At 67.6% G+C, this 1,528-nt stretch carries 2 protein-coding genes and 1 pseudogene; 2 read left to right on the plus strand and 1 reads right to left on the minus strand.

Annotated elements, in window-relative coordinates:
• Positions 1-103: 103 nt before the first annotated feature.
• Positions 104-685, minus strand: coding sequence for a class I SAM-dependent methyltransferase (locus ACRDP3_RS24185; RefSeq protein ID WP_431519114.1), 582 nt, complete (start codon positions 683-685; stop codon positions 104-106).
• Between the two features lie 236 nt (positions 686-921).
• Here ACRDP3_RS24185 and ACRDP3_RS24190 point away from each other — a divergent pair, with 236 nt between their 5' ends.
• Positions 922-1,221: a hypothetical protein gene (locus tag ACRDP3_RS24190; protein WP_431519115.1), complete on the plus strand. Its 300-nt coding sequence runs from the start codon at positions 922-924 to the stop codon at positions 1,219-1,221.
• Positions 1,222-1,391: 170 nt separating this feature from the next.
• A pseudogene (locus ACRDP3_RS24195) lies at positions 1,392-1,528 on the plus strand (nucleoside deaminase); the annotation flags it as partial.

Raw genomic sequence — 1,528 nt, forward strand, 5'->3', positions numbered from 1 at the left:
GCGCTGCTCCGGACATAGGGGCCCACGCAAGGCGACAGACCATCGGCTGCCCCGCAGCGGGCCTCCGGACGACGCGGCGGGGGCACGGTCAAGATACGAGCCGCTAAGCCCGGTACACCAGCAGGTACCGCCAGAACAGCAGTCGGCGCAGAGTCGAGCCGGGCAGAAGGCGGGCGGATTCGAGCCGGGTCTCGGCGTACGTCAGCGGGGGAGGCCAGACGATCGGGACTCTCACGGACGGGGTGGGGCGGCGCCATCTCAGCAGGCGATCGGCTTTGAGGAGGGACCGTGTGGGGAGCGCCCATACGAAGTCGGTCGCCGTTCTGACCGGATAGAGCCCCAGCACCGCTAGCACACCGCCCGGGGTCAGTGCTCTCCGCAAGGTCAAGGCCGTGTCGAACGGCATGTGGTGGAGGCTGGCGATGCATGAAATGAAGTCGTAGTGCGAGTCGGGTAGTCGTCCATCACGCACGTCGCCCTGGCGGTATCGAGGACCGCCGCCGGTCGTTCGTGCTGCCTCGACAACGCCGGCATCGGGGTCTACTCCCTCTGCGTCCAGCCCCCGTTCCGCAAGCAATCGCGTGAACTGGCCCGTCCCGCACCCGACATCCAGCGCTGTCCGTGCCCCGTCGGGTACCTGCCTCAGCAGCAGCGGATGGTAATGATCATTGAAGTTGAAGACCATGCCGTCGGACGCTATCCCCTGACCTGCGGATCAGCTATCGGCCGCTCTCGTCGTCAGCCGCCGTTGGCCACCCCCTTGCCCAGGCATGGGCCCGACTCCCAGGTGGAGAGGTTCGCGACCATGAAGGTCGGAACGCGTGGGAAAGCCTCGGGGTCCTGAGCTGGACGCCATAGCAGTGTCCGATGTGGGCGGACCTAGCAGGACAACTCTTGATAAAGGGAAGGATGTGCCGCGTCATGCAGGCAATCAGACGCTGGTTCCAACAGCACTTCTGGGCTCAGGCCGGAGCCCAACGCCGCCACCGTATGCGGCGTTTCGGCTGGCCCGCCGTAGTGTTCTTCGTGGTCATGCTGTTGGGACTGCCCGTGGCGTTCGCCGCCCTCGGCCGATGGACGATGGCCGCGTTCATGCTCATCTTCGGACTCGCTTTCGGCGGCTACCTGCTCTGGGCCAACACCCGCATACGTCGCCACTGTCGGCGCATGGACGAGGCTCTCGGCTCGGCACCGCCGACCGCCGATCCGGCCGTCAGCTGAGCGGCTGCGAGCCCGATGCCCTTCGCGGCGGGTAGCGAGTCCAGGCCGCTGGGCGGCGCTATCAAGTGGGCCCCGGTCTCAGAGGCGCGCTGTGCCGTTTCCAGTTCGGGTGCGCCGAGGGGACCCGAGTGGTTAGCATCCGCTGAAGATCACCTTCTGGGGGCATCACGATGGACGACGCCGAGCTGCGGCACCTGCGCCGCTGCCTGGTGGCGACCGAGGCTCTGGAGGCGGGCGACGAGCCGTTCGGTTCCGTGCTCGTTGCCGCGGACGGGACGGTCCTGGCCGAGGGCCGCAACCGCGTGGC

Source organism: Streptomyces sp. (assembly GCF_050698815.1).
Taxonomy (GTDB): domain Bacteria; phylum Actinomycetota; class Actinomycetes; order Streptomycetales; family Streptomycetaceae; genus Streptomyces.

Excerpts from the sequence above, each read along its gene's own strand:
- ACRDP3_RS24185 (WP_431519114.1), bottom strand. The coding sequence starts at position 685 with ATGGTCTTCAACTTCAATGATCATTACCATCCGCTGCTGCTGAGGCAG.
- ACRDP3_RS24190 (WP_431519115.1), top strand. The coding sequence starts at position 922 with ATGCAGGCAATCAGACGCTGGTTCCAACAGCACTTCTGGGCTCAGGCC.